Here is a 24,474-nt window from a genome sequence, read left to right on the forward strand (position 1 = left end):
ATTCAGCTACTGTCACCGCTTATGGAGGGATTTGTCGCCAATGACCTCCTGAGCGGATGCCCGCGGGGGCTCCCGGAATCGGGGGGTGTGGCGCGTGTGGAAGGCAGGTTGGCGTCGGCGTGGCGCGGCGTTGGTGGCGGCGGCGGCCGTCCTGGTCGGGGGTTTCACGGGCGTCTCGTCAGCAGGCCGGCGGGGTCCGGACCGCGTCGACGTGCCGGTGTCGGAGGGCCGGCCGGGCCCGTACCGCGTCAACGTGCTGACCTACAACGTCTGCGCGGCGAACAACAGGGACAACACCTGCACGGAGAGCCTGAAGCCCGACCGCAGGCGTGCGTGGGCGGGTAAGGTCGCCGCGCTCGTCCGCCAGCGGAACGTGGACGTCGCCTCGTTCACGGAGATGTGTTACGCGCAGGTCGACCTGCTCCAGCGGAGGCTTCCGGACTATCAGATGGTGTGGTTCGGCATCGACCGGGCGCACTCGCGCGGAGGCGGAGGCGACAAGTGCCGGCGGTTCTGGGGCGACCTCACGTCCCGGACGACGCCCCCTGACAAGAAGACGTTCGGCCTGGCCCTGGCGCTCAAGGGGCGGGTCATGGGGCAGCCGCTCCGGCGGATGCTCGCCGTGGACGCGGCGCCCAGTCCCGGTTCGAAGGTCCATCCCCGTGGACTGCTGTGCGCCACCAGCATGGTGGGCCCGCGCCGCTCGGTGAGCTGCGTGACCCACATCTCGGAGACCGAGTCGCCCCGGCAGGTGGAGGACCTGGTCGCGAGGTACGCGGGGCGGAGCCCGGTGATCCTCGGCGGCGACTTCAACCGCAAGCCGGAGGATCCCCAGCTCACCGCCGTGTACGGCCGCGGCCTCGGCACCGGGAGGTACACCGAGGTGGGAGCCGGGCCGTACATGGCGCAGCGCCGGACCGGCACGCCCACGACCAGAGGCGGCCGCAAGATCGACTATGTCTTCGCGACCGAGGCGGACTTCATGGCCGCGGGCGCCGAGGTGATCAAGACCACGCCCGAGCTGTCCGACCACCTGGTCCTGGCCGGGACCTTCATCGGGAAAGCTCGGTCGCCGCGGCGTGCCGCCGCGCCTTCGCCTGGTAGTTAGCCGGAGTGCGGGCGAAGGAGGCGCGGTCGTCGTCGGTGAGCTCGCGGACGATCCGGCCGGGCACGCCGGCCACCAGCACCCCGGCGGGGATCTTCGCGCCGGGGGTGACGACGGCGCCGGCGGCGATCAGCGACCCCTCACCGACGACGGCGGCGCCCAGCACGGTCGCGCCGATCCCGACCAGCGCTCCCGCGCCGATGTGAGCGCCGTGCACCATCGCCCGGTGCCCGAGGCTCACCCGATCCTCCAGGATCGCCGGCTCGCCGGGATCGGAGTGCAGGCAGCACAGGTCCTGGATGTTGCACTCCGCGCCGACCTCGATCCGCTCGTCGTCGCCGCGCAGGACCGAGCCGTACCAGACGCTGGTGGCGCGGCCGAGCCGTACCCGCCCGACCACCACGGCCCCCGGGGCCACCCACGCCTCCGGGTGGATCGTCGGTACGGCGTCGTCGTCCAGGGCTGCGATGTACGGCATGCGGGTCATGATTCCACGCACTCCTCGGCCGCCTGAGGGCCGGTGTCCTGCAATTTTCCCCTGGGGCTTGTGGCGTTCGGGTTGCGATGTCCGGCGGATAGCAGGAAAGTCGTGTCCTGACGTGCGTATCGCCTCTCTGTCTTCCGACCCCCAGGGCTTGTCATGACCAACCAGACCGAGAACTTCCCCGACCTCATGAGCGACGACTCCTTCGAGGTCGTCATGCGTGGATACAGTCGCCGGCAGGTCCACGACTACATGATCCGGACGCGCAACCAGATCCGGGACCTGGAGGAACGGCTCGCCCGCACCATCGACCAGGCCGAGCAGAGCCGCATCGAACTGGCCGACGCCCGCCGAAAGGTGACCGAGTCCCCGCAGAACCCGGATGAGCTGGGCGAGCGGCTGAGCCAGATCCTCAAGCTGGCCCACGAGGAGGCGGCCGCCAACAAGGAGGCGTCGGAGTCGGAGGCCGCCCGCCTGCGTGACCACGCGGCCGCCGAGGCCGAGCGGCTGGTCATGATGGCACGTGAGCAGGCCGAGTCGATCAGGGCCGCCGCCCAGGAGGAGGCCGAGCGCCGGGTCGCCGACGCGACCGGCGCCGCGGAGCGCCTCCTGTCGCAGGCCGGTTCCGACGCCGAGGAGACCCTGGGCACGGCCCGCGCCGAGGCCGAGGACACTCTGCGCTCGGCCCGGGCCGAAGCCGACCGGCAGTTGACCACCGCGCGACTGGAGTCGGAGCGGCACGTGGCCGACGCCAACGCGGAGGCGAGCGCCGCACTGGCCGCGGCGGACAAGCGGGTCTCCGCGCTCGACGAGCACACCGGCCGCCGGGTCGTCTACCTGACCGACACGCACACCGAGGTGATGCGCCGCCTCAACGAGATCGGGTCGGTCCTCGGCGACCTGCTGCACCGCGAGGCGTCGGCGGGCCCGCTGATCGACGAGGCCGCGGTCGTGCCTCCCGCCCCGCAGTTCCGCGAGGAGCAGCAGGCGGAGCAGCCAGCGAACGACGCTCCCGCCCAGCCGGAGCACCAGGCAGACGACCTGGCCGGCGAACTGGCCGGCGACCTGGCCGAGGATTCGGCCGACGGTCCGGCCGATCAGGGTGACGACCGGAACCACGCGGACGACCGGGTCGAGGTCGAGAGCCTGGACGCGACGGCCGGCGACGAGGCCGGATACGGACCGGGCTCCGCACCCGCCCACGAGAGCATCGACATGTTCCGCCCGGTCCGTGCGGTGGACCAGTCCATCGGCGACGCACACGAGGACGTCCGGGTGATCGTTGACGACGTCCGCCACGCCGACCCCCTCGGCTCCGGCCCGATGGCCATGGAGGTCGTGGACTACCCCGACGTCGACTTCGGCCGGGTCCGGCAGTCGCCCGACGATCAGGGGCCGTTCCGCATCAGGTAGGAACCGGAGCAGGCAAGAAGAGGCCGGACCCGTGAGGGCGTCGTTGTGACTGACACCAGCGACGACGCCCCCACGGGAGAACCGAGCGGAAGCCTCCGCCCCCGATAGGGTCGGAGGCTTCCGCGCTCACGGATCGGCGATCGTGGCACGTTCCTCTTGTTCACGCAGCTGACCGCGCAGCCCCTCGGGATCGTCCGCGTCGATGGTCATCGCGCATCCCGCCTCCCGCTGAGCCATGGTCAGCGGGTGATGCCGGGTAGCCCACCACCGGCCCGCGTCACTCCGCCAGATCGTCCATTCCGGAAACTCCCGGGCAATCTCGGCGAGATGTCGGTCAAAGGACATCCGTCCACCCTTCCCTCGCCGTGTCCGGTTGTTCTTGACGTCTCTTTTTCAAGGTGCGGGACATCTCTAGAGAAATCAATGATCGGGATGGACAGGTCAACCTTGCCCCTTGACCTACGCATCGAAGTCGTACTGGAGTACATACGATGCGGCGTCGAGAGTCATCTCATTGAGCTCGATCGGAATACCTCCGGCGGCATAGGCCAGCCGGCTGATGATGATGACCGGTGTCCCCGCCGGAAGGCCGAGCAGGCTCGCCTCCCCCGGCTGCGGCATCCGGGCGCGCACCTCCTCGGTGAAGTGCACAGGGGAGTAGCCCAGGTCGCCGAGCCTCGCGTAGACCCCGCCGGGCCCCGTGTCCGGCAGGGTCACCGCCGTGCCCTCGACGAGGTCGGCGGGAAAGTAGGAGACCGCCAACTGGACGGGACGGCCGTCCACCGAGTATCGGCGGCGGCGCACCCAGACCTCGTCGCAGTCGAGCACCCGGGCCACCTGCTCGCTCGCCGGTGTCCGCTCGATGCTGACCTCGTCCACGGTGTAGGAGCGCCCCCGGGTGTCGGAGTCCCAGATCGCCCGGCCCTGGCCCCACTGTTCTCTGGAGAGTCGCCGGGACCCGTGCCGCCTGATCGGGCGGAACAGGCGCACGTAGACGCCCGATCCCCTTCTCGGTACGGCCAGGCCCTCGTTGATGAGCACGGCGAGCGCCTGCCTCGCCGTCGCCCGCGCGATGCCGTACTCGGCCATGATCGCGTTCTCGCCCGGTAGTCGATCCCCATCACTCAAGGCGCCCGACAGGATCTGATCGCGCAACCGGTCGGCGATGCGGCGATAGATCGGGGGCTCGTGATGCACCGGGGACTCCGTCACGTTTGATCACCCTCTGTCACCAACGGGGGATTGGCGTCTACAGAGAACTTGCCCCGTCTTGTCCACGATCGCACAGAGTCTCTGGTTGGTCCCGTGCTTATTTTGAGCGGATCGTGCCCGTGTGGCGATCTCCGCGAGTTATTGCAGTCCGTAACCATGGAACGATCCCGGTCCGTATTTCACCGCTGTGCCAACACTGAGTCATTAACGCTGCGAATACGGTCAGCCCGAGGCCGGGTGCGCTGTCCCCGGACGGGTGCGGGCGGCGAACTCCCAGGACGTACGGAAGTAACCCGGCGGTAAGGGTGCGCGGCCGTCCAGGGCGGCCCCATTTGTGACCATATGAAGATATTTGGGGACATAATGCAGTGAGCGAAGGAGTGACAGGTGGCCATCAGCCGTGCGGACTGCCAGACCCTCGACGAGCAGGATCCCCTCAAGGGCTTCCGGGACGAATTCACCCTTCCGCCGGATGTCGTCTATCTTCTCGGCAACTCGCTCGGGGCGCTTCCCCGGCGGACCGCCGCCCGCGTCGCGCACGCGGTGGAGAGCGAGTGGGGCCGGCATCTGGGGGCGAGTTGGAACACCGCGGGCTGGTGGGACCTGCCGCAGACGACGGGTGACCGGATCGCGCCGCTGATCGGCGCCGGCCCAGGCGAGGTCCTCGCCGGTGACTCCACGTCGGTGAACATCTTCAAGGCGGTCACCGCGGCGCTGCCTCTGCGGCCGGGCCGCCGAGTGATCATCTCCGACCTCGACAACTTCCCCACCGACCGTTACGTGGTCGAGGGCGCGGCCAGGGCGCTCGGCGACTATGAGATCCGCGACATCGGCACCGTGGACGGCGCGCTGAACCTGGACGAGGCTCTCGGCGACGACGTGGCGATGGTCCTGCTCTCGCAGGTCGACTACCGCACCGGGGCGATGCACGACATCGACGCGGTGACCGCGCAGGTCCAGGCCGCCGGCGCCCTCATGGTCTGGGACCTGTGCCACAGCGCCGGCGCCGTTCCCGTCGACGTGAGCGCGGCGGACCTCGCGATCGGCTGCACCTACAAGTACCTCAACGGAGGTCCCGGCGCGCCCGCGTACATCTACGTGGCCTCGCGTCACCACGAGGACGTCCGCAACGTCATATCCGGATGGCACGGGCACGCGGCGCCGTTCGACTTCGAGCCGGGCTACCGGCCCGCCGACGGGGTGCGCAGGTTCGCCTCGGGCAGCCCGCCCGTGTTGTCCTACACGGCGCTCAACGCCTCGCTCGACATCTGGGAGCGGGTGGACCTGCGGCACCTGCGCGCCAAGAGCGTGTCGATGACCTCGCTGTTCATCGACCTGGTCGACGAGCTGTGCCCGGGTCTCACGCTGGCGAGTCCGCGAGACGCCGACCGGCGCGGCAGCCAGGTGAGCTACCGCCACCCCGACGGCTACCCGGTGGTCCGGGCGCTCGTGGACCGGGGAGTGATGGGGGACTACCGCGAACCCGACATCATCCGGTTCGGCTTCGCCCCGCTGTACCTCCGCCACGTCGACGTGTACGACGCCGCGACGACGCTCGCCGAGGTGCTGAGCAAGGAGTTGTGGCGGGACGAGCAGTACCAGCGGCGGTTGACCGTCACCTGACCGGTTCGCCGCTCAGATGAGCGGCGGCCGGGTCGTCAGCGGCGTTTGGCCAGGTCGGCGACTATCTCGCCGGCGAGTGCCACGCACTTGTCGCAGATGCGGCCGGCCTCGCCGTGGACCATGTGCACCCGGGGGCCGGGACGCTGCCGGCAGAAGGAACACGCCGCGTCACGCTTCTTGCGGCGGTTCTCCAGCGTCCGGCCGGCGAAGGGCGGCGTGAACCGTTTGCGCGCCGCCTGCCGGGAGAAGCCGAAGCGTTCGCCGATCGTGGTCCAGGACGCGCCCGCGTCCCGGGCGTCGCGCACCGCGAGGTCGAGCAGGATGTCGGCGTCGCCGCTGAGCTCGGTGCTGAGTGCGATCGCGGCGGAGAGGGTCTCCAGCGGGTCGTCCGGATCGGACGAGCGTGAGCGGGCCTGCGCCAGTAAATCGGGGGGCTCCATTCCGACAACCTTAGGTTGCCCGAGAAAGATCATCAAGTGCGGCCGGTCCGGCGGCGACGCGGCCCGTACGGCACGGCATAACCTGGCGGCGTGAGGATGCCGGCGGACCGGGCACGTGAGCTCTTCGCCGCCGCCCGGGTGGCCAGGCTCGCGACGGCCGGCGCGGGTGAGGCGGCCACAGCCGTGCCGAGGCTCGTGCCGGTGACCTTCGCCGTGGCCGGCGACGTCGTGGTGACCGCCGTGGACCACAAGCCGAAGACGACCACCGATCTGCGCCGTCTCCGCGACATCGCCGAGAACCCTCAGGTCTGCCTCCTGGCCGACCACTACGAGGACGACTGGGAACGGTTGTGGTGGGCCAGGGTCGACGGGCGGGCGCGCGTCGTCGAACGCGGCCCGGAGCGGGACCGCGCCGTGGAGTGGCTGGTGGCGAAGTACACCCAGTACGGCGGCCGCCCTCCGGCGGGCCCCGCCGTCCTGGTCGAGGTGACACGCTGGTCCGGCTGGGCGTACTCGGACGGCCGCTGAAATTACGTCGTCAGCCGAGTTCGCGAATCCGGCGAACGAGGAAGGCGCGCTCGGCCGGAGGAGGTTCCAGTGCCAGAGCGGCTCGGTAGGCCTCCAGTGCCTCGTCGGGCCGGTTCAGGCGGTGGAGCAGCTCACCGCGGGCGACGTGCAGTTGCGGCCACCGAGCCAGCTGAGGGTGGGCTCCCACGACGTCGAGGATGACGAGACCGGCCGCCGGCCCCTCCGACATGGCGACGGCGACGGCCCGGTTGGCCTCGACCACGGGAGTGGGCTCGTAGCGGATCAACTCGCCGTAGAGCAGGGCGATCTCCCGCCAGTCGGTCGCGGCCGCCGATGCGGCCCCCGAGTGACAGGCGGCGATGGCGGCCCGCAGCTGATAGGGGCCGGGACGGCCGGTTCGCAGGGCCCGCTCGACGAGATCCTCTCCTTCCTCGATCATCGCGTGGTTCCACAAACTCCGGTCCTGCTCCTCGAGGAGGACGAGATCACCGAGGTCGTCGACCCGGGCCCGCCTGCGGGCGTCGGTCAGCAGGAGCAGGGCCAGCAGGCCGGTCACCTCCGGATCGCCCGGAAGCAGCCGGGCGAGCGCCCGAGCCAGCCGGACGGCCGAGTCGCACAGGTCACCGCGCACCAGATCGGGACCGCTCGTCGCCCTATGCCCCTCGGTGAAGACCAGGTAGACGACCCGGAGGACGGCGGCGAGCCGAGCGTCCAGATCGGACGGGGCGGGGACGCGGAACGAGATGCCCGCGTCCCTGATCTTGCGTTTGGCCCGCACGAGGCGCTGCGCCATGGTGGCCTCGGGGACGAGGAACGCGGCGGCGATCTCGGCCGTCGTCAGCCCGCACACGGACCGTAACGTCAGGGGTACACGGACGGAGGGATCGAGGGCCGGATGGCAGCACAAGAAGATCAGGCCGAGCTCGTCGTCCGGCATCAGCGTCCACTCCTCAACGGTGTCCCGGCCGCCCAGGGCCCGCGTCGCCGCGGTCTCCTTCTCGAGCCGTCCGCTCTCGCGCCGCAGCCGGTCGAGAGCCTTGTGCCGGGCGACTCCGATGAGCCAGGGCCCCGGGCTCGCCGGGACCCCGTGCTCCGGCCATCGCTCCAGGGCGAGGGCGCAGGCGTCCTGCACGGCGTCCTCGGCCACCTCGAGGTCTCCCACGAGCCGGGTGACCGTCGCCACCGCCGGCCACCAGTGCGCGTGGAAGAGCGCGTCCAGTTCGTCGTTCAGGCCGGCACCTCCACGTGGACGGCAGGACGCACCTCGACCGACCCCTCCCGCGCCGCGGGCATGGTGGCCGCCCACTTCAGCGCCTCGTCGAGGTCCGCGCACTCGACGAGGGCATAGCCGCCGAACTGCTCCTTGATCTCGGCGGCGGGGCCGTCCGTCAGCAGCGTCTCGTCGCCCCGGACCCGGACGGTCGTCGCGGCGGAGACCGGCCGCAGCGGGGCGCAGTCGATCAGCACGCCCGCCTCGGCCATCGCCTCCGTCGCGGTGCGGTACGCCTCGAACATCCGGCCGTACTCCTCGGTCCCGAACTCGGGCAGGGGCCCGTCGGCTCCGTAGAGCAGGAACATGTACTTCATCGTGCACCACCTCTTCCGGCCGGCGATCCGCACCGGCCTTCCGTTGTAGTCGAACGGACTCGTCCCGGGTCGACACACAACCGGACGCGAGATTCGTTTCCCGGGGCCGGGGCGCACAGGCGCACCTGATCTCTGGGACCCTGAGCTGGTGATATGGGGTAAAGGGCAACACATCACCTCGGATGTGGAGAAACCTTCTGGCCGGCGTGAGCCGTACGGCAGGCCGCTGCGCCTCAGAGTGCTGGGGGCCATCGTGGGGGTGGCCACGCTTTCCGTCGCCCTGTTCGCCATCCCCCTCGCGATCTCCATGGGACGGCTGTACCACGACGACACGACGGCGTCGCTGGACCGCAACGCCACCTGGATCGCCGCGGTCGTCCACGACGACGTCGTGCGGAACGGGGTGACCTCCGTCCCCCTCCCCAGGGGTGTGCCGTCGACGCTCACCGTCGGCTTCTTCACCGCGAGCGGGGCCAAGCTGTCCGGCGCGGGGCCGGGCACGTCGCGGATCGCGGCCGAGGCCCGTGACGGGCACGTCCATGAGGGCGTCGAGCGGGGCTTTCTCGTGGTCGCCGCGCCCTTCCCCTCCGACAAGAAACTGGCCGGGTCCGTCCGGGTGGCCATGCCGTACGAGATCGTGCGCGACCGCATGTATCGCGCCTGGCTGGCCATGGCGGCGCTCGCCGTGGTCGTGATCGGGCTGGCGGCGGTCTTCGCGTTGCGGCAGTCCGCGCGGCTGGCCGCGCCTTTGGAGCATCTGACGAGGGCGGCGCAGGCTCTGGGATCGGGTGACTTCTCCATCAGGGCGCCGCGGTCCGACGTCCGCGAGGCCGACGCCGCCGGGCTCGCGCTGGAGGCGACCGCGCGGAGGCTCGGCGACGTGCTCGACCGCGAGCGGGCGTTCAGCGTCGACGTGTCCCATCAGCTCCGCACGCAGCTCACCGGCATGCTGCTGGGCCTGGAGTCGGCTCTGGGCCGTCCCGACGCGGATCTCGCCGGAGTCATCCGCACAGCGGTCGACCGCGGCGAGCGGCTGCAGACCACGATCGAGGACCTCGTACGCCTGACCCGCGGCGGGCACACCGGCGGACCCGAGCCGTTCGATGTGCTCGCCCTGGTGGAGGAGATCGGCGCCGACCGCCGGGCGGCCCTGGCCGAGGCCGGCCGCGGCCTGACGGTCTCGGTCCCCGACGAACTGCCCGGGGTCGCCGCGGCGCCCGCGGCCGTACGGCAGATCCTCCACGTGCTGCTGGACAACGCCGCCATCCACGGCAGGGGTGAGGTCACCGTCGAGGTGTCCGATCTCGGCGACGGGGTCGCCGTCGTGGTGTCCGACCAGGGTCCGGGTGTCCCGGAGGGGACCGACGTGTTCGCCCGGGGAGCGCGCGACGGCCATGGGATCGGCCTCGCGCTCGCACGGTCCCTCGCGGAGGCGGAAGGCGGCCGCCTCGTCCTCCGGCGGGCCTCGCCCCCCGTGTTCAGCCTGCTGCTGCCGGCCAGATGATCAGAGGTCGGTCTCGTACCGGTAGCCGAGTCCCCTGAGGGTGGTGATCCGGCGGGGATCCTCGCCCTCTTCCGTCAGTTTGCGGCGCAGGGCGAAGACGTGCACGTCGAGGGTCTTGGTGGGGCCGAACCAGTTGGCGTCCCACACCTCCTCCATGAGCTGCTCCCGCATCACGACCTCGCCCGCACGGCGCACGAGCACCGTGAGCAGGTCGAACTCCTTGGGACGCAGCATGACCTCGGTCCCGGCGACGTACGCGCGCCGGGCCGCCAGGTCCAGGCGGACCCGGCCCGCCGACATGGTGCGCTGGTCGGTCGGCGCGGTCTGCCGGCGCAGATGCGCCCGCACCCGGGCCAGCAACTCGGTCAGCCGGAACGGTTTGGTGAGGTAGTCGTCGGCCCCCGCGTCGAGTGCGACCACGACCTCGAACTCCTGGGTGCGCGCGGTCAGCACCACGATCACGGCGTACGGCATTGCGCTCCGGAGCCGGCGGCACAGGGAGACGCCGTCCACGTCGGGAAGGCCGAGGTCGAGCAGGACGAGGTCGGGGGTTACGCGCAGCGCCAGGTCGAGCGCGGTCTCACCGGTGGCCGCCAGGGCCGTCTCGTATCCGTGGTCGGCCAGCGCATCCGTCAGCTCCGAGCCGATCGCCGGATCGTCCTCCACGACCAGCACGTTGGTCATGCCGTCGATGGTAAGGGAGGCACCTGTCAAGCCTCCTGCGGCGGGTAGGGACTCCGGCCCGACTTGATCGCGGCCACCATGCGGGCGGTGAAGTCCTGCGTCGCCGCGTGGAGCCCGTGCCCGAAGCTCACCCGGGCCACCCCGAGCTCCGCCAGCTCGGCGATGCTCGGCACTCCCGGACGGAACAGCACGTTGACCGGGGCGCCCAGCTCTTCGACGAGCGTCCGGATCAGGCCGGGATCGGTGACGAAGATGGGATACACGCAGTCGGCTCCGGCGCTCAGGTAGCGGCGGCCACGCTCGATCGCGTCGGCGAGCCGCTCCTCGGGCGTCCCCGACCCGTGGAGGAAGCTGTCCACCCGCGCGTTGACGACCAGGTCGGAGTCCGACGCGGTCGCCGCGGCGCGGACTCCGGCGAGGAAGTCGGCCTGCTCGCCGGCATCGATCATCGCGCCCGTGACGGGATCGGAGTCCTCGAGGTTGCAGCCGACCGCCCCCGTGGCGCACAGACGCTCGACCAGCTCGCCGGGCGCCAGCCCGTAGCCGCGTTCGACGTCGGCGGTCACCGGAACGCCGACAGCCGAGGCGATGCGGGCGACCGCGGCCATCATCTCGCCGGCGGGAGTGCCCTCGCCGTCCGCGTAGCCGAGCACCGGGGCGATCGCCGCGCTGCCGGTGGCGACCACGGGGAAACCGGCCGACTCGACGATGCGCGCCGACGCCGCGTCCCAGATGTTGGGGAGCACGAGCGGGTCGCCCGGCACGTGCAGCGCACGCAGCGTCGCCACCTTGTCGGCTCTCGTCATGCTCATCGTGCTCTCGCCTTCCGTGTGCCCGCCCGGTGCGGCGGCCGCTCGGAAGACCACCATACGGACAGGTCTGAACGGGGACGCAGGTGGCCGTCAGGTCGGGGGAGAGACCGGGGGTGTTCACTGGGAATTAAGGGATCACCGGCGATGGTTCAAGAGTCTTGAGGCGGTGTCGGTGCCACGCCGGTCCCCAGGCGTGTCTCGCCGAGGCGGATCCGGCCCCGACCCGGCGAGACTTCCAAGTAAGGAGACGTCATGGCGGCGACTGACCAGGCAGAGGCGGAGCCAGCGACCCGGCCCAAGGTCGATTTCTACTTCGATCCGATGTGCCCGTTCGCGTGGATCAGCTCCCGGTGGATCCTCGAGGTGGAGAAGCAGCGGGACATCGACCTCCGATTCCGGGTGATGAGCCTGTCGGTTCTCAACGAGAACAGAGATGAACTTCCCCAGCAGTACCGCGACATGCTCGACAGGGGCTGGGGTCCCGTGCGGGTGTGCATCGCCGCTGCGGAGCAGCACGGCGAGGAGGTGCTCAGGGACCTCTACACCGCCATGGGCACCCGGATCCACAACCAGGGGAACAAGGACTTCGACCTGGTCGCCAAGGAGGCGCTGGCCGAGGTCGGACTGCCCGTCGAACTCGCCGACGCGGCGTCGGGCTCGGACTACGACGAGGCGCTGCGCCGCAGCCACCACGAGGGCATGGACCCGGTCGGCGAGGACGTGGGCACTCCCACCATCCACGTCGACGGCGTCGCGTTCTTCGGGCCGGTGCTGAGCCACATCCCGCGGGGCGAGGACGCCCTGCACGTCTTCGACGGCGCGTACGCACTCGCCCGTTATCCGTATTTCTTCGAACTGAAGCGCACCCGCACGGGCGACCTCGACTTCAGCTGACGCACTCCGGCGCCCGAGGCCCTCGAAGACCCTGAGGGCCTCGCGGCGGCGCCCACCCGCCGCCGACGGGAAGGTTGCACCGATGACCCACCTCATGGGGGACGACGGTCCCGGCCCGGACTCCGGGCTGCTCTCTCCGGTGCGGGCGGGCAGCGCTGCCGAGCGTGCCACCGACGACCGGGCCTGGCTCCGTGCGCTGCTCGACGCCGAGGCGGCGCTGGCCCGGGCCCAGGCCCGTCTGGGGGCGGTCCCGGCCGCCGCGGCGGAGACCGTCGCGCAGGTGGCGGAGGCCGGGGCGATCGACCTGGCGCGCCTGGCCGTACGCGCCCGTGAGGCGGGCAACCCGGTGGTCGCGCTGGTCGAGGAGCTGACGGAGGCCGTCGCGGCGGTGGACGCCGGCGCCGCGGAGCACGTCCACCGAGGATCCACGAGCCAGGACATGATGGACACCGCGGCGATGCTGGTGGCCGGCCGGACCCTCGCGCTAATTCTGGTCGACCTCGATCGGACGGCTGCCGCTCTGGCCCGGCTGGCCCGGAACCACCGCGACACGATCATGGTGGGACGGACGCTCGGCCGGCACGCGGTTCCCGTCACGTTCGGGCTGAAGGCGGCCGGATGGCTGCACTCCGTCGTGGCCGCCCGTGAACGGCTGAGCCGCGTCCGCGCGGATCTTCCTGCCCAGCTCGGCGGCGCGGCGGGCACGCTCGCGGCCTACCTGGAGTACGCCGGGATCGCCGGGGCGCAGGATCCGGAGTCCCATCCCGAGCGGCTGATGGCGGCCTTCGCCGCGGAGGTGGGTCTGAAGGACCCGGTGCTGCCCTGGCACACCTCGCGGATCCCGCTCGCGGACCTGGCCGGTGCGCTGACGCTCACCGCAGGGGTGCTCGGGAAGCTCGCGGTGGACGTCCAGTCGTTGTCGAGGACCGAGGTCGCGGAGGTCGCGGAGCCGTCCGCGCCGGGTCGTGGCGGCTCGTCGGCGATGCCGCACAAGCGCAACCCCGTCCTCACGACGCTGATCCGCTCGGCGGCGATCCAGGTGCCGATGCTCGCGGCGACCCTCGGGCAGTGCATGCTCGCCGAGGACGAGCGCCCCGCCGGCGCCTGGCAGGCCGAGTGGCAACCTCTGCGGGAGTGCCTACGCCTCGTCGGAGGCGCCGCCGAGGTGGCGGCCGAGCTCGCCGAGGGGCTCGAGGTCTTCCCGGACCGGATGCGGGCCAACCTGGAGCTCACCGGAAGCCTGACCGTGACCGAGCGCCTCGCGGCCGCCCTGGCCCCGATCCTCGGAAAGGCGGCCGCCAAGCGGCTTCTCGGTAGGGCCGCCGCGAGCGCCGCGGCGACGGGCCGGCCGATCATCGATCCGCTGATGGAGATCCCCGAGGTCGCCGAGCGTCTGACCAGGGAGGACATCGCCGATCTTGTCGATCCCGCGGCATACACTGGGGCGGCTGGAACACTCGTGGACCGCGCGCTGCGGGCGTATGAGTCGAGCGACGGATGAGGAGCTCCATGGACGGCCGCATTGTTCCTTTCGGGATGGCGCTGCCCGTCATCCAGGCGCCGATGGCCGGAGGCCCGTCCACACCCGCGCTCGCCGCGACGGTGTCGGCCGCGGGCGGCCTGGGATTCCTGGCCGCCGGATCACGTACGGCCGCTGCCGTACGAGATGAGATCGCCGCGGTTCGCGAGCGGACGGGTGAGCCGTTCGGCGTGAACGTCTTCGTTCCCGGCCCCGATCCGGTCCGCGCGGGGATGACGGGGGTTGAGGCGGCTCTGGCGCGTTATCGCCAGGAACTGGCGGCGGAGGCGGACCGGTACGGCGTGGCCCTGCCGCAGACGGTCACCTGGAACGACGACGAGTGGGAGGCGAAGATCGACCTCCTCGAGTCCGAGAGCGTCCCTGTCGTGAGCTTCATGTTCGGCTGTCCGTCCGCCGAGGTCGTGGCCCGCCTGCGGAGTGCGGGAAGCGCCGTGGTCATCACCGTGAACACCCCCGCCGAGGCCGTCGCCGCCGCCGAGACCGGAGCGGACGCGCTGGTGGTGCAGGGGCCGGGCGCCGGAGGTCATCAGGCTGACTTCCTCCCTTCCGACTGGTCCCCGCCGTCAGGTCTGCCCGAACTCGTGGCCGAGATCCGGGGCGTCGTGGACCTTCCGCTGGCGGCGGCCGGAGGGATCATGGACGGGCGGGGCATCGCGGCCGTCCTCCGGGCGGGAGCCGTCGCCGCTCAGCTCGGCACCGCGTTCCTGCGGACACCGGAGAGCGGGGCGCATCCGGTGCACAAGGCGGCGCTGACCGATCCCGCCTTCACGGAGACCGCCTTCACGCGTGCGTTCACCGGTCGCCGGGCCCGCGGCCTGCTCAACCGCTTCATGGCCGAGCACGAGGGATCCGCGCCGCACCTCTATCCCCAGGTGCACCAGCTGACGACGGGTCTGCGCCGGGCGGCGGGCGAGCAGGGTGACCCGCACGGGATGTCGCTGTGGGCCGGAGTCGGCTACCGCCTCGGCCGCGATCTCCCGGCTGCCCGGCTGGTGGAGTCGCTCGCCGAGGAGACCCGGGCCGCCCTGGCCTGACCCGCGACGCCGGCTCGGGCCTGCCTTCTGCAGAGGGCCGCGCTCAGAGAGTGATCCAGTAGCGGCGCTTGACGCCCACTTCGGTGGTCCGTACGTCCTCCAGGACACCGCCGTTGCGCTCGATGGTTCTCGCGGAGCCGGTGTTGTCGACGTCGCACGTGACCAGGACCCGGTCCAGGCCGAGCGTGCGGGCCTGAGGCAGGACCGCGCCCAGCGCCCACGTGGCCAGGCCGCGTCTCCTGGCGGAAGGCCGGACGCTGTAGCCGATGTGCCCGCCGAGTTCGAGCAGGACCGCGTTCAGGTAGTGGCGCAGATCGATGGCTCCCAGGTAGGTGTCCTGGTCGACGATCCAGTAGTAGGTGACGTGAACGCGCCCCGCCGCGACGGGAACCGATTCGTCCGAAGCCCGGAGAAGCCGATCGACCCATGAGGAGAAGCTCTCAGGGCTGTCGACGTCGTCGTCGGGAGCCAGGTACAGGCCGGCGCCGTCCTGGTGGGCGCCGGGATCCCATTCATCGCGTGCCGCCAACCATGATTTGTGCAGTCGCTTCGTGGGGGCGATGAGTTCGGGCATGTGGGCGACCATAACACCCCCTATTTCCCGGTTGATCTGATGCTTTGTGCAGTGCGACCCCCGCAAAAAGGGGTGTTCCAAGATGGTTCGATCTCGTATAGTCCAATATCGTGATATCCGAAAGCGGTGAATCGGCGGTGTTGCTGGCCCTGCAGAGAGCCACCCACCGCACCTTGCACGCGCTCACCGCCACCCTCGCCGATCTCGACCTGACACCCTCCGAGATCAACACGCTCGCGAACCTCGCCGACGGCCGGGCACGCAACGTCCGGGCGCTCAGTGCGGACACCGGGACCCGGGCGACCACGTTGACGGGCGTCCTGGACCGTCTGGAACGGCGAGGCCTGCTCACCCGGGAACTCGACCCGGACGACCGCCGATCATTCCGTCTGGCTCTGACGGAGCCGGGCCAGGAGGTCGCCGCCCGGGTGAGCGCCGCCGTCTCCGGCCTCGAAGCCCGAGCGCTCGCCGGGCTGTCCCCTCAGCAACTGGCCGGCTACCACGCTGTCATCACCGCGCTGCAGGAGGTCTCCTGATGGACCGCACGCATCACAACGCGACCACACACGATCCCCGGCTGACGGAGATCCTTTCCGGCATCGTCGGCCCCGACGGCGTCTTCGGGCACCGGCAGCACATCCACCTCGCCTTCGTCGCCGTGCACCGCCACGGCATGCCCGAGGCCGTCGAGCAGGTCTGCGGCTGGCTCCGGCAGATCACCGCGTATGAGAAGGCGCCGCAGAAATACCACCACACCGTCTCGCGGGCATGGGTGGAACTCGTCGCCCATCACGTCGTCACCGAACCGGACCGCCCGGAGTTCGACGTCTTCGTGGAGCGGCACCCCGCGTTGCTGGACAAACGCCTCCTCGCCAGGCACTACTACCGGTCCACCACCCTGGCGGCCCCCGAGGCCCGCCGCGGCTGGGTCGAGCCTGACGTGGCGCCGTTCCCCTGGGCCGCCTGACCGGGAAAGTCGCCGGGTGGACCGCTTGACCTGGGGGACCGCCGGAATCGGCCGGCCGGTTAACACCGGCCCAAGTAGGGCAAGACACGCATCATGGCGGACGGTGGGTGGATCTCCCGCTGGCCGGTGATCCGGCAGCTCAAGGGGGAGGACGGCAGGCGTGACGCCGCGCGCTCGGCGCGGACCGACGCCCTGCGGCCTCGCACCGAGGAGGCCGACACGGTCGCCCGATCGGTCTGCCCCTACTGCGCGGTCGGCTGCGGTCAGCTCGTCTACGTCAAGGACGGCAAGGTCAGCCAGATCGAGGGAGACCCCGACTCGCCCATCTCGCGCGGCCGGCTGTGCCCCAAGGGTTCGGCGAGCAAGCAGCTCGTGACCCACCCCGGCCGCCAGACCCAGGTTCTCTACCGCCGGCCGTACGGCACCGAGTGGGAGCGGCTCGACCTCGAGACCGCGATGGACATGATCGCCGACCGGGTCGTCCGTACCCGTCGGGAGACCTGGCAGGAGACGCACGAGGGCAAGGAGGTGCGGCGGACGCTGGGCATCGCCAGTCTGGGCGGGGCGACGCTCGACAACGAAGAGAACTACCTGATGAAGAAGCTGTACACCGCCCTGGGCGCGATACAGGTCGAGAACCAGGCGCGCATATGACACTCCTCCACCGTCCCCGGTCTGGGGACCAGCTTCGGGCGCGGCGGCGCGACGTCCTTCCAGCAGGACCTGGCGGGCGCTGACTGCATCGTCATCCAGGGCTCCAACATGGCCGAATGCCATCCCGTGGGGTTCCAGTGGGTGATGGAGGCGCGCCTGCGGGGGGCGAAGGTCTTCCACATCGATCCGCGCTTCTCGCGGACGAGCGCGGTCGCCGACCGCTACCTGCCGATCCGGGCGGGGTCGGACATCGTGCTGCTCGGTGCGCTGATCAACCATGTGCTGAGCAACGAGCTTTACTTCCGTGAGTACGTGCTGGCCTACACCAACGCGGCCACGCTCGTGTCGAAGCGCTTCCAGGACACCGAGGACCTGGACGGCCTGTTCTCGGGCTTCGATCCGGAGAGCCACAGGTACGACCCGTCGAGCTGGGCCTACGAGGGCGACGAGGAGAGCGAGGCCGAGACCGACGAGATGCGGGAGGGCGGCGGACAGCATGCCGAGGCCGCCGGATCCGACTCCTACGGAGCGCGCGGAGCGGGGGCGTCCGCCAGGCCGCCCTCCGACCCGACGTTGCGGCATCCCCGCTGCGTCCTCCAGATCCTGAAGCGTCACTTCGCCCGCTACACGCCGGAGATGGTCGCCGAGCTGTGCGGGATCCCACCGGAGGACTTCGCCGAGCTGGCCGAGGCGATCACGGCCAACTCCGGGCGTGAGCGCACCACCGCGTGGGTCTACTCGGTCGGCTGGACGCAGCACTCGGTGGGCGCGCAGTACATCAGGGCGTCGGCCATCCTCCAGCTCCTGCTCGGCAACATGGGCCGCCCCGGCGGCGGAATCATGGCGCTGCGCGGCCACGCCAGCATCCAGGGCTCCACCGACATCCCGACGTTGTTCAACCTGCTGCCGGGATACATCGCGATGCCGCACGCGCACCGGCATGAGGACCTGGCCCACTACCTCGAGATGGAGGGAGCCGACACCGGCTACTGGGGCAACCGGCGCTCCTACCTGGTCAGCCTGCTCAAGTCGTGGTGGGGCGACGCCGCCACCGAGGACAACGACTTCTGCTTCGGCTACCTGCCCCGGCTCACCGGCGACCACGGCCATTACGCCACGGTGATGGGTCAGATCGACGGCACCGTGAAGGGGTACTTCGTCATCGGGGAGAACCCCGCGGTCGGTTCCGCCAACGGCAAGGCGCAGCGTCTCGGCCTGGCCAACCTCGAGTGGCTCGTCGTGCGTGACCTGACCCTGGTCGAGACGGCCACGTTCTGGAAGGACGGGCCCGAGCTGGAGACCGGTGAGCTTCGCACCGGGGACATCGCCACCGAGGTCTTCTTCCTGCCCGCCGCCAGCCACGTGGAGAAGGAGGGCACGTTCACCAACACCCAGCGGCTCCTCCAGTGGCGGGAGAAGGCGCTCGATCCGCCCGGCGAGTGCCGCAGCGACCTGTGGTTCTACTACCACCTCGGCAAGCGCATCAGGCGGCGTCTGGGCGATGACGAGATCGACCGGCCGGCCATAGAGCTGACCTGGGACTATCCCGAAGAGGGCGAGCATCGCGAGCCGTCCGCGGAGGCCGTGCTCCGGGAGATCAACGGCACCGGGCCCGACGGGCGCGCGCTGTCGTCCTATCGCGAACTCGCGCCCGACGGGTCGACGAGGTGCGGCTGCTGGATCTACTGCGGCGTCTACGCGGACGAGGTCAACCAGGCGGCCCGGCGCGAGCCGGGGAGCCGCCAGTCGTGGGTCGCACCGGAGTGGGGCTGGGCATGGCCGGCCAACCGCCGCATCCTCTACAACCGGGCGTCGGCCGATCCCGAGGGCCGGCCCTGGAGCGAGCGCAAGGCGTACATCTGGTGGGACGCGGAGAAGGGCGAATGGACCGGTCATGACGTGCCGGACTTCGACCTGCGCAAGCCGCCGGACTACGAGCCGCCCGACGGCGCCCGCGCCGAGGCGGCCCTGGCGGGAACCGACCCGTTCATCATGCAGTCGGACGGCAAGGGCTGGCTCTACGTGCCGTCCGGGCTCTCCGACGGGCCGCTTCCCACGCACTACGAGCCGCACGAGTCGCCCGTCCTCAACACCTTGTACGCCAGGCAGTCGAATCCGGCGAGGCGGACCTACGACCGGCCGGAGAATCCGTACAACCCGCCGGGGTCGGCGCGGTTCCCGTATGTGTTCACGACCTCCCGGCTGACCGAGCACCACACGGCGGGTGCCATGAGCAGGTCGCTGGCGTACCTGGCCGAACTGCAGCCGGAGCTGTTCTGCGAGGTGTCGCCGCAGCTCGCCGCCGAGGTCGGGCTGGTCAACGGAGGCTGGGCGACGATCGTGACCAGCCGTACGGCGATCGAGGCGCGGGTGCTGGTGACCGACAGGGTCAGGCCGTTGCGCGTGCAGAGGCAGATCATCCACCAGGTGGTCATGCCGTACCACTGGGGTTACGGCGGTGGCGGACTGGTGACAGGAGACATCGTGAACGACCTGCTGCCGGTCGTGCTCGACCCGAACGTCTACATCCAGGAGAGCAAGGCCTGCACCTGTGCCGTCCTGCCGGGCAGGCGGCCCCGGGGACAGGCCCTGCTCGACCTGATCGAGGAGTACCGCCATGGCTGAACGGATGGGGTTTTTTACCGATTCGTCCGTGTGTATCGGCTGTAAGGCCTGCGAGGTCGCCTGCAAGGAGTGGAACGGCGTGCCCGACGACGGGTTCGTCTTCCGGGCGACCTCGTACGACAACACGGGGCAACTCGGCGCCGACACCTGGCGGCACGTGGCGTTCATCGAGCAGGACGACCGGTGGCTGATGTCGTCGGACGTGTGCAAGCACTGCACGCACGCGGCCTGCCTGGACGTGTGCCCCACGGGCGCGCTGTTCCGCACGGAGTTCGACACAGTGGTGGTGCAGGCGGACATCTGCAACGGCTGCGGCTACTGCGTGCCCGCCTGCCCGTACGGCGTGATCGACCGCAGGGAGCGCGACGGCCGGGCGTGGAAGTGCACGATGTGCTACGACCGCCAGTTGGGAGGCCTGGAGCCGGCCTGCGCCAAGGCATGCCCGACGGACTCGATCCAGTTCGGCCCGCTCGACGAGTTGCGGGCGCGGGCCGAGGCCCGCCTCGAACGGCTGCACGCGGACGGCGTGGCCGAGGCCCGCCTGTACGGCGACAGCCCCGGCGACGGCGTCGGCGGCACCGGGGCGTTCTTCCTGCTGCTGGACGAGCCGGAGATCTACGGGCTGCCACCGGACCCGGTCGTCACCACGCGCGACCTTCCGGAGATGTGGTGGTGGGCGGGCGGGGCCGCGGTCACCCTGGTCGGCGCCGTGGCGGCGTGCTTCCTGGGGAGCCGGCGATGAGGGCCGGGCGCGGCGGCGACCCCGCGGCGACGGTTCCCGAGGCCGAGTTCCGCTCCTACTACGGGCAGCCGGTGCTCAAGCCTCCGGTCTGGCACGAACCCCACATGCCGGTCTATCTCTATCTGGGCGGGCTGTCCGGGGCCTCCTCGGTGGTCGCCGCCGTGGCCCGCTTCTCCGGGCACGACCGGCTCGCCCTCGCCGCGAGGATGACCGCCTTCGCCGGGGCCGGCCTCGGATCGGGGTTCCTCATCGCGGAGTTGGGCAGACCCGAGCGGTTCCTGAACATGTTGCGCGTCTTCAAGGTCACCTCCCCGATGAGCGTCGGCTCGTGGACCCTCGCCGTGCACGGCGGTCTGACGGCGGCAGGCGCCGCCTCGGCGGTGACCGGACTGCTGCCCCTCGCAGGGGATGCGGCGGTCATGGCGAGCGCCCTGACCGGCCCCGTCATGGCCACCTACACCGGAGTGCTCCTCGCGGACACCGCCGTGCCCGCCTGGCATGCCGCCCGACGCGAGATGCCCTTCCTGTTCGCGGGCAGCGCCCTGGCGAGCGCGGGGGCGGCCGGCATGCTGACGACCCCGCGGGCCGAGGCGGCGCCGGCCAGGGTGGCGGCGGCACTGGGGGCCGTGATGGAGACCACCGCCGCGGCGATCATCGAAAGGCGTCTCGGCCTGGAGGGCGAGCCGTACCTGCGGGGCAGGGCGGGTCTCCTCATGAAGGCGTCACGCGCGCTGACCCTGGGAGGCGGGCTGCTGGCCACGGTCGCCGGGCGCAGCCGCACGCTCACCGCCATGTCCGGCCTGGCCATCACCGCGGGCGCGTTGTGCACCCGATTCGGCATGCTGGCGGCGGGCAAGGCGTCGGCGCTCGACCCGAAGTACACCGTGGTCCCACAGCGAGACCGCGCCGCGGGGCGAAGGCTCGCGGTCGTCCCCGACCAGGAGGGCGGCTCGGACACGCCATAGCGCCGCGACGGGCTCACCGCAGGCGCAGGGGCGCGCCTTCCCTGGGGACGAGTTCCCCGATGACGGGCGCGCCGGGGATCTCGCCCACGACCAGCAGCCCGCCGGACGTCTGCGCGTCGGCGAGCAGCAGCACCTCGTCGCCGTCCACCCGGCCGGCGTCCAGGTGAGGCTCCACCCAGGCCAGGTTGCGCCGGGTGCCGCCGCTCACGTAGCCGTCCCGCAGGGCCTCGCGGGCCCCCTCCAGGTACGGCACGGCGGCCACGTCGACCACCGCTGTGACGCCGCTCGCCCTGGCCAGCTTGTAGAGGTGCCCGAGCAGCCCGAATCCGGTGACGTCGGTGGCGCACCGGGCTCCCGCCGAGAGAGCGGCCCGGGAGGCTTCCGCGTTCAGCGTGGTCATCGCGGCGACGGCCTGGGGGAAGACCTCTCCGGTGGCCTTGTGCCTGGAGTTCAGCACGCCCACGCCGAGCGGCTTGGACAGGGAGATCGGCAGCCCGGCCCGCCCTCCGTCGATGCGCAGCAGCCGGCCGGGATCGGCCAGACCCGTCACCGCCATGCCGTACTTGGGCTCGGGATCGTCGACGCTGTGGCCGCCGGCCACGTGGCATCCCGCCGTCCGGGCCACGTCGAGGCCCCCGCGCAGGACCTCTCTGGCCAGCTCGAGCGGCAGCGTGTCCCGGGGCCAGCCCAGCAGGTTGACCGCGACGAGCGGCTCGCCGCCCACCGCGTAGACGTCCGACAGCGCGTTCGCCGCGGCTATCCGCCCCCAGTCGTACGGGTCGTCCACGACGGGGGTGAAGAAGTCGGCCGTGGCGACGACCGCGCGGCCGCCCTCGATCCGGACCACGGCGGCGTCGTCTCCGTCGTCCAGCCCGATCAGCAGGTCACCGGGCGGCCCGGAGCCGAGGAGGAGGCCGGAGACCATGGCCTCCAGCTCACCGGGTGGGATCTTGCACGCGCAACCGCCGCCGTGCGCGTACTGGGTCAGCCGGATACCGGCCGGCGCCGTCGTCTCCGTCATGCCGCGCTCCTCCGGTCCGCGGGGCCCATCCAGCCTGCCCCCGCCATGGTCCCGCCCCTGCCATGGTCCGCCCCTGACACGGCACGCCACGTCGTGGCGTGCCGCAAGAGCCGTACCCGGTTCGGGTTAGGTTTTCTCCTGGAGGTGTCTGGGCGCCTGGTGGCCCCCGCGGTCTTCAAAACCGACGAGGCCGAGGTTCTCGGCCTGGCGGGTTCGATTCCCGTCCGCCTCCGCCACCCGTTTCCACCAGGGAGGACACCGTGGCCTTCCCGCCGTGATCAGCACATGTAAGCGTCCGTGGTGCCCGCCGTGGTCACCACACCGGTACCGAAGTCCAAAACGACGACGGGCGCAGGCTTGGTCTCCGTTGGCAGACAAGTGACCTGGTTGATGTATGTCCAACCGGCGAAGCCGCCCTGTGCGTCGGACCTGGCCTCGCCGATCCATGGCCGGCCGGTTGGCCAGTTGGGCCCATTGACGCCCACGGCGTAGAACGCGGCTGACCATTGCGGGGTGACGCCTGTCCCCGTGGCGTAGAGGTGGTTCACGCCTCCCGTGCCACGCTTGGTCATGACTCTCACGCCGCCGAGCGGGGTCGCCGCAGGGTCGGCCAGTGAATACACCGCGCTCTCGTTCTCCATCCGCGCCATGCGCCTCTGGATGGACGTGACACATGCGCGGTCAGACGGGTTGGCCAGGCGCCACTCGTAGCCCGGCACGCAGTACATGGTGTTCAGCAGCTTGTGCGACGGGCTGCCGCTGTTCTCCGCCGCGACGTCGGTGCGCCTGGACGGATACACGCACACCAGGTCGTCGGCGGTCGCCTGCCGCCAGACAAAGCCCTGCGCGCAGGTGTACGGGCCCCACGGCAGAGGATCCGCCGCGGCCGGCGAGACGGGCAACACACCTCCGACCAGAGCGAGGACGGCAAGCGAAACGCCGAATAGGCGCCGTCCTACGCCTGGGGCGTGCCGCGGTGCGAAGTCTGGTGGCCTGAGTTCCATGTGATCCCTCCGACGTCCGATCAAGGCACGCTCTTGCGCCCTGATCGTGATCGATCGAAGGACCCCCGTCATGAGTGGAAACACGTGGTTCCCCCGGGAGCCGGCACCTATCGCATAGGGGTGCTGCCTCCCGCAGAAGGCCCTTGAGCAGCCAGACCTTCGTCGAAGGCCGTGCGGCGGCTGATCCGCTCCCAGGCAAGCGTCTCCGCGCGGGAGGCGTCGAGGCGGGCGAGGATCGCGTCGGTGGCGTCGTCGCCCAGCGGCAGTTGCAGCGGCGTCTCCTCCGCCTCCAACGCGGTGAGGATGGCCGCGGCGGCCTTCGCGGGGTCGCCCGGCTGCTTACCGTCCGAGCTCGGGAACTCGGTGCGGACGATCCCGACGGTGCCCTCGTAGCCGGGGATCGCCGCCGACTGGGTGGAGGAGGCGCTCGCGAGGCCGGTACGGAACGATCCGGGCTCCACGATCAGCACCTTGATCCCGAACGGGGCGACCTCCTGGGCCAGAGCCTGAGAGAGCCCCTCGAGGGCGAACTTGGTCGCCGAGTAGGCGCCCACGCCGGGGAACGAGAAGCGGCCGCCCATGCTGCTCATCTGGACGATCGCGCCCGAACCCTGCCGGCGCATGTGCGGCAGCACCGCCCTCGTCAGCGTGGCAGGGCCGAAGAAGTGCAGGTCCATCAGCTCGCGCAACTCCTGGTCGGTGGTCTCCTCGACCGCGCCGAGGTGCCCGCGGCCGGCGTTGTTGACCAGGACGTCGACGCGCCCGTGCCACAAGATCACCTCGGCGACGACCGCGGCGATCCGCGCGCTGTCGGTCACGTCCAGCGGCACCGCGACCGCCCGGCCGGGATATGCCGCGACCAGGTCGTCGAGGGCCTCCGGCCTGCGCGCGGTGGCCACCACGGTGTCACCGGCGGCCAGGGCCGCCTCGGCGATCGACCGGCCGAAGCCGGAGGACGCGCCCGTGATCAACCAGACCCTGCCGGACGTCTCATGCTCGGTGTTCATCGTGAATCTCCTCAGTGGGGGAACGCCTCCATTGATGCCAGTGAGTGCCCTTCCG

The 24,474-nt window shown here is 71.0% G+C and carries 25 protein-coding genes and 1 tRNA gene; 14 read left to right on the forward strand and 12 right to left on the reverse strand.

Annotated features, from left to right (window positions below; all coding sequences use genetic code 11):
• The first annotated feature begins 94 nt into the window (after positions 1–94).
• Entirely contained in the window at positions 95–1,108 is a 1,014-nt protein-coding gene (locus Pmi06nite_RS23075; protein WP_203955164.1) for an endonuclease/exonuclease/phosphatase family protein, read from the forward strand.
• Here Pmi06nite_RS23075 and Pmi06nite_RS23080 read toward each other — a convergent pair.
• The gene (locus Pmi06nite_RS23080) at positions 1,053–1,592 is read right to left on the reverse strand and encodes a gamma carbonic anhydrase family protein (protein WP_203955165.1); all 540 of its coding nucleotides are present in this window, start codon (positions 1,590–1,592) and stop codon (positions 1,053–1,055) included. The two genes, Pmi06nite_RS23075 and Pmi06nite_RS23080, sit on opposite strands and share 56 nt — an antisense overlap.
• Positions 1,593–1,745: 153 nt before the next feature.
• Between Pmi06nite_RS23080 and Pmi06nite_RS23085 the strand changes: the two genes are divergently transcribed.
• Positions 1,746–3,002 carry a coiled-coil domain-containing protein gene (locus tag Pmi06nite_RS23085; protein ID WP_203955166.1) on the forward strand — a complete coding sequence of 419 codons (1,257 nt, stop codon included), beginning with the start codon at positions 1,746–1,748 and terminating at the stop codon, positions 3,000–3,002.
• A 126-nt stretch (positions 3,003–3,128) separates the two neighbouring features.
• On the opposite strand, the gene Pmi06nite_RS23090 is transcribed toward Pmi06nite_RS23085, so the two are convergent.
• Together Pmi06nite_RS23090 and Pmi06nite_RS23095 are read right to left on the reverse strand one after the other, a co-directional pair.
• Complete coding sequence (locus Pmi06nite_RS23090; protein WP_203955167.1) at positions 3,129–3,347, reverse strand: hypothetical protein; 219 nt, start codon at positions 3,345–3,347, stop codon at positions 3,129–3,131.
• A 114-nt stretch (positions 3,348–3,461) separates the two neighbouring features.
• The gene (locus tag Pmi06nite_RS23095; protein WP_203955168.1) at positions 3,462–4,214 is read right to left on the reverse strand and encodes a GntR family transcriptional regulator; all 753 of its coding nucleotides are present in this window, start codon (positions 4,212–4,214) and stop codon (positions 3,462–3,464) included.
• 387 nt (positions 4,215–4,601) lie between these two features.
• Here Pmi06nite_RS23095 and kynU point away from each other — a divergent pair, with 387 nt between their 5' ends.
• On the forward strand, positions 4,602–5,837 hold the full coding sequence (kynU, locus tag Pmi06nite_RS23100) for a kynureninase (protein ID WP_203955169.1): 1,236 nt from the start codon (positions 4,602–4,604) through the stop codon (positions 5,835–5,837).
• Between the two features lie 35 nt (positions 5,838–5,872).
• Here the strand turns inward: kynU and Pmi06nite_RS23105 are convergent, their stop codons facing one another.
• Positions 5,873–6,277: a ClpX C4-type zinc finger protein gene (locus tag Pmi06nite_RS23105; protein ID WP_203955170.1), complete on the reverse strand. Its 405-nt coding sequence runs from the start codon at positions 6,275–6,277 to the stop codon at positions 5,873–5,875.
• A 96-nt stretch (positions 6,278–6,373) separates the two neighbouring features.
• Between Pmi06nite_RS23105 and Pmi06nite_RS23110 the strand changes: the two genes are divergently transcribed.
• The gene (locus Pmi06nite_RS23110; RefSeq protein ID WP_203955286.1) at positions 6,374–6,805 is read left to right on the forward strand and encodes a TIGR03668 family PPOX class F420-dependent oxidoreductase; all 432 of its coding nucleotides are present in this window, start codon (positions 6,374–6,376) and stop codon (positions 6,803–6,805) included.
• A 10-nt stretch (positions 6,806–6,815) separates the two neighbouring features.
• Here the strand turns inward: Pmi06nite_RS23110 and Pmi06nite_RS23115 are convergent, their stop codons facing one another.
• Both Pmi06nite_RS23115 and Pmi06nite_RS23120 read right to left on the reverse strand, forming a co-directional pair.
• Entirely contained in the window at positions 6,816–7,988 is a 1,173-nt protein-coding gene (locus Pmi06nite_RS23115) for an RNA polymerase sigma factor (protein WP_239114135.1), read from the reverse strand.
• A gap of 44 nt (positions 7,989–8,032) precedes the next feature.
• Complete coding sequence (locus Pmi06nite_RS23120) at positions 8,033–8,392, reverse strand: YciI family protein (RefSeq protein ID WP_203955171.1); 360 nt, start codon at positions 8,390–8,392, stop codon at positions 8,033–8,035.
• Positions 8,393–8,576: 184 nt separating this feature from the next.
• Between Pmi06nite_RS23120 and Pmi06nite_RS23125 the strand changes: the two genes are divergently transcribed.
• Positions 8,577–9,896: a HAMP domain-containing sensor histidine kinase gene (locus Pmi06nite_RS23125; RefSeq protein WP_203955172.1), complete on the forward strand. Its 1,320-nt coding sequence runs from the start codon at positions 8,577–8,579 to the stop codon at positions 9,894–9,896.
• Here the strand turns inward: Pmi06nite_RS23125 and Pmi06nite_RS23130 are convergent, their stop codons facing one another.
• Both Pmi06nite_RS23130 and Pmi06nite_RS23135 read right to left on the reverse strand, forming a co-directional pair.
• Positions 9,897–10,580: a response regulator transcription factor gene (locus Pmi06nite_RS23130; protein WP_203955173.1), complete on the reverse strand. Its 684-nt coding sequence runs from the start codon at positions 10,578–10,580 to the stop codon at positions 9,897–9,899.
• A 26-nt stretch (positions 10,581–10,606) separates the two neighbouring features.
• Positions 10,607–11,392, reverse strand: a complete 786-nt coding sequence (locus Pmi06nite_RS23135) for an isocitrate lyase/PEP mutase family protein (protein ID WP_239114136.1) — start codon at positions 11,390–11,392, stop codon at positions 10,607–10,609.
• 252 nt (positions 11,393–11,644) lie between these two features.
• On the opposite strand from Pmi06nite_RS23135, the gene Pmi06nite_RS23140 reads away from it, so the two are divergent.
• From Pmi06nite_RS23140 to Pmi06nite_RS23150, 3 genes are all read left to right on the forward strand, one after another.
• A complete protein-coding gene (locus Pmi06nite_RS23140; protein WP_203955174.1) occupies positions 11,645–12,286 on the forward strand; it encodes a mycothiol-dependent nitroreductase Rv2466c family protein in 642 nt (213 codons plus the stop codon).
• 82 nt (positions 12,287–12,368) lie between these two features.
• Complete coding sequence (locus Pmi06nite_RS23145; RefSeq protein WP_239114137.1) at positions 12,369–13,787, forward strand: nitrosuccinate lyase; 1,419 nt, start codon at positions 12,369–12,371, stop codon at positions 13,785–13,787.
• Positions 13,788–13,795: 8 nt separating this feature from the next.
• The gene (locus Pmi06nite_RS23150; RefSeq protein ID WP_239114138.1) at positions 13,796–14,860 is read left to right on the forward strand and encodes an NAD(P)H-dependent flavin oxidoreductase; all 1,065 of its coding nucleotides are present in this window, start codon (positions 13,796–13,798) and stop codon (positions 14,858–14,860) included.
• Between the two features lie 43 nt (positions 14,861–14,903).
• Here Pmi06nite_RS23150 and Pmi06nite_RS23155 read toward each other — a convergent pair whose 3' ends face one another.
• On the reverse strand, positions 14,904–15,434 hold the full coding sequence (locus tag Pmi06nite_RS23155) for a GNAT family N-acetyltransferase (RefSeq protein ID WP_203955175.1): 531 nt from the start codon (positions 15,432–15,434) through the stop codon (positions 14,904–14,906).
• A 110-nt stretch (positions 15,435–15,544) separates the two neighbouring features.
• Here Pmi06nite_RS23155 and Pmi06nite_RS23160 point away from each other — a divergent pair, with 110 nt between their 5' ends.
• The 5 genes from Pmi06nite_RS23160 to nrfD all read left to right on the forward strand — a co-directional run bounded on the left by Pmi06nite_RS23160 (position 15,545) and on the right by nrfD (position 21,387).
• Complete coding sequence (locus tag Pmi06nite_RS23160; protein ID WP_203955176.1) at positions 15,545–15,970, forward strand: MarR family winged helix-turn-helix transcriptional regulator; 426 nt, start codon at positions 15,545–15,547, stop codon at positions 15,968–15,970.
• Entirely contained in the window at positions 15,970–16,401 is a 432-nt protein-coding gene (locus Pmi06nite_RS23165; RefSeq protein ID WP_203955177.1) for a hypothetical protein, read from the forward strand. The genes Pmi06nite_RS23160 and Pmi06nite_RS23165 overlap by 1 nt, the downstream gene beginning before the upstream one ends.
• A gap of 93 nt (positions 16,402–16,494) precedes the next feature.
• A complete protein-coding gene (fdh, locus tag Pmi06nite_RS23170) occupies positions 16,495–19,680 on the forward strand; it encodes a formate dehydrogenase (RefSeq protein WP_203955178.1) in 3,186 nt (1,061 codons plus the stop codon).
• Positions 19,673–20,422, forward strand: coding sequence for a 4Fe-4S dicluster domain-containing protein (locus tag Pmi06nite_RS23175; protein ID WP_203955179.1), 750 nt, complete (start codon positions 19,673–19,675; stop codon positions 20,420–20,422). The genes fdh and Pmi06nite_RS23175 overlap by 8 nt, the downstream gene beginning before the upstream one ends.
• Positions 20,419–21,387, forward strand: a complete 969-nt coding sequence (gene nrfD, locus Pmi06nite_RS23180; protein ID WP_203955180.1) for an NrfD/PsrC family molybdoenzyme membrane anchor subunit — start codon at positions 20,419–20,421, stop codon at positions 21,385–21,387. Before Pmi06nite_RS23175 ends, nrfD begins: the two co-directional genes overlap by 4 nt.
• Before the next feature lie 13 nt (positions 21,388–21,400).
• Here the strand turns inward: nrfD and selD are convergent, their stop codons facing one another.
• Positions 21,401–22,408 (reverse strand): selenide, water dikinase SelD, encoded by a 1,008-nt coding sequence (selD, locus tag Pmi06nite_RS23185; protein ID WP_203955181.1) that lies wholly within the window; start codon positions 22,406–22,408, stop codon positions 21,401–21,403.
• 140 nt (positions 22,409–22,548) lie between these two features.
• Between selD and Pmi06nite_RS23190 the strand changes: the two genes are divergently transcribed.
• Positions 22,549–22,644, forward strand: a tRNA-Sec gene (locus Pmi06nite_RS23190).
• A gap of 42 nt (positions 22,645–22,686) precedes the next feature.
• Here Pmi06nite_RS23190 and Pmi06nite_RS23195 read toward each other — a convergent pair.
• Both Pmi06nite_RS23195 and Pmi06nite_RS23200 read right to left on the reverse strand, forming a co-directional pair.
• Positions 22,687–23,313 (reverse strand): hypothetical protein, encoded by a 627-nt coding sequence (locus tag Pmi06nite_RS23195; protein ID WP_203955182.1) that lies wholly within the window; start codon positions 23,311–23,313, stop codon positions 22,687–22,689.
• 206 nt (positions 23,314–23,519) lie between these two features.
• Entirely contained in the window at positions 23,520–24,419 is a 900-nt protein-coding gene (locus Pmi06nite_RS23200) for an oxidoreductase (RefSeq protein ID WP_239114139.1), read from the reverse strand.
• Positions 24,420–24,474 lie beyond the last annotated feature (55 nt).

Source organism: Planotetraspora mira (genome assembly GCF_016863275.1).
GTDB lineage: Bacteria > Actinomycetota > Actinomycetes > Streptosporangiales > Streptosporangiaceae > Planotetraspora > Planotetraspora mira.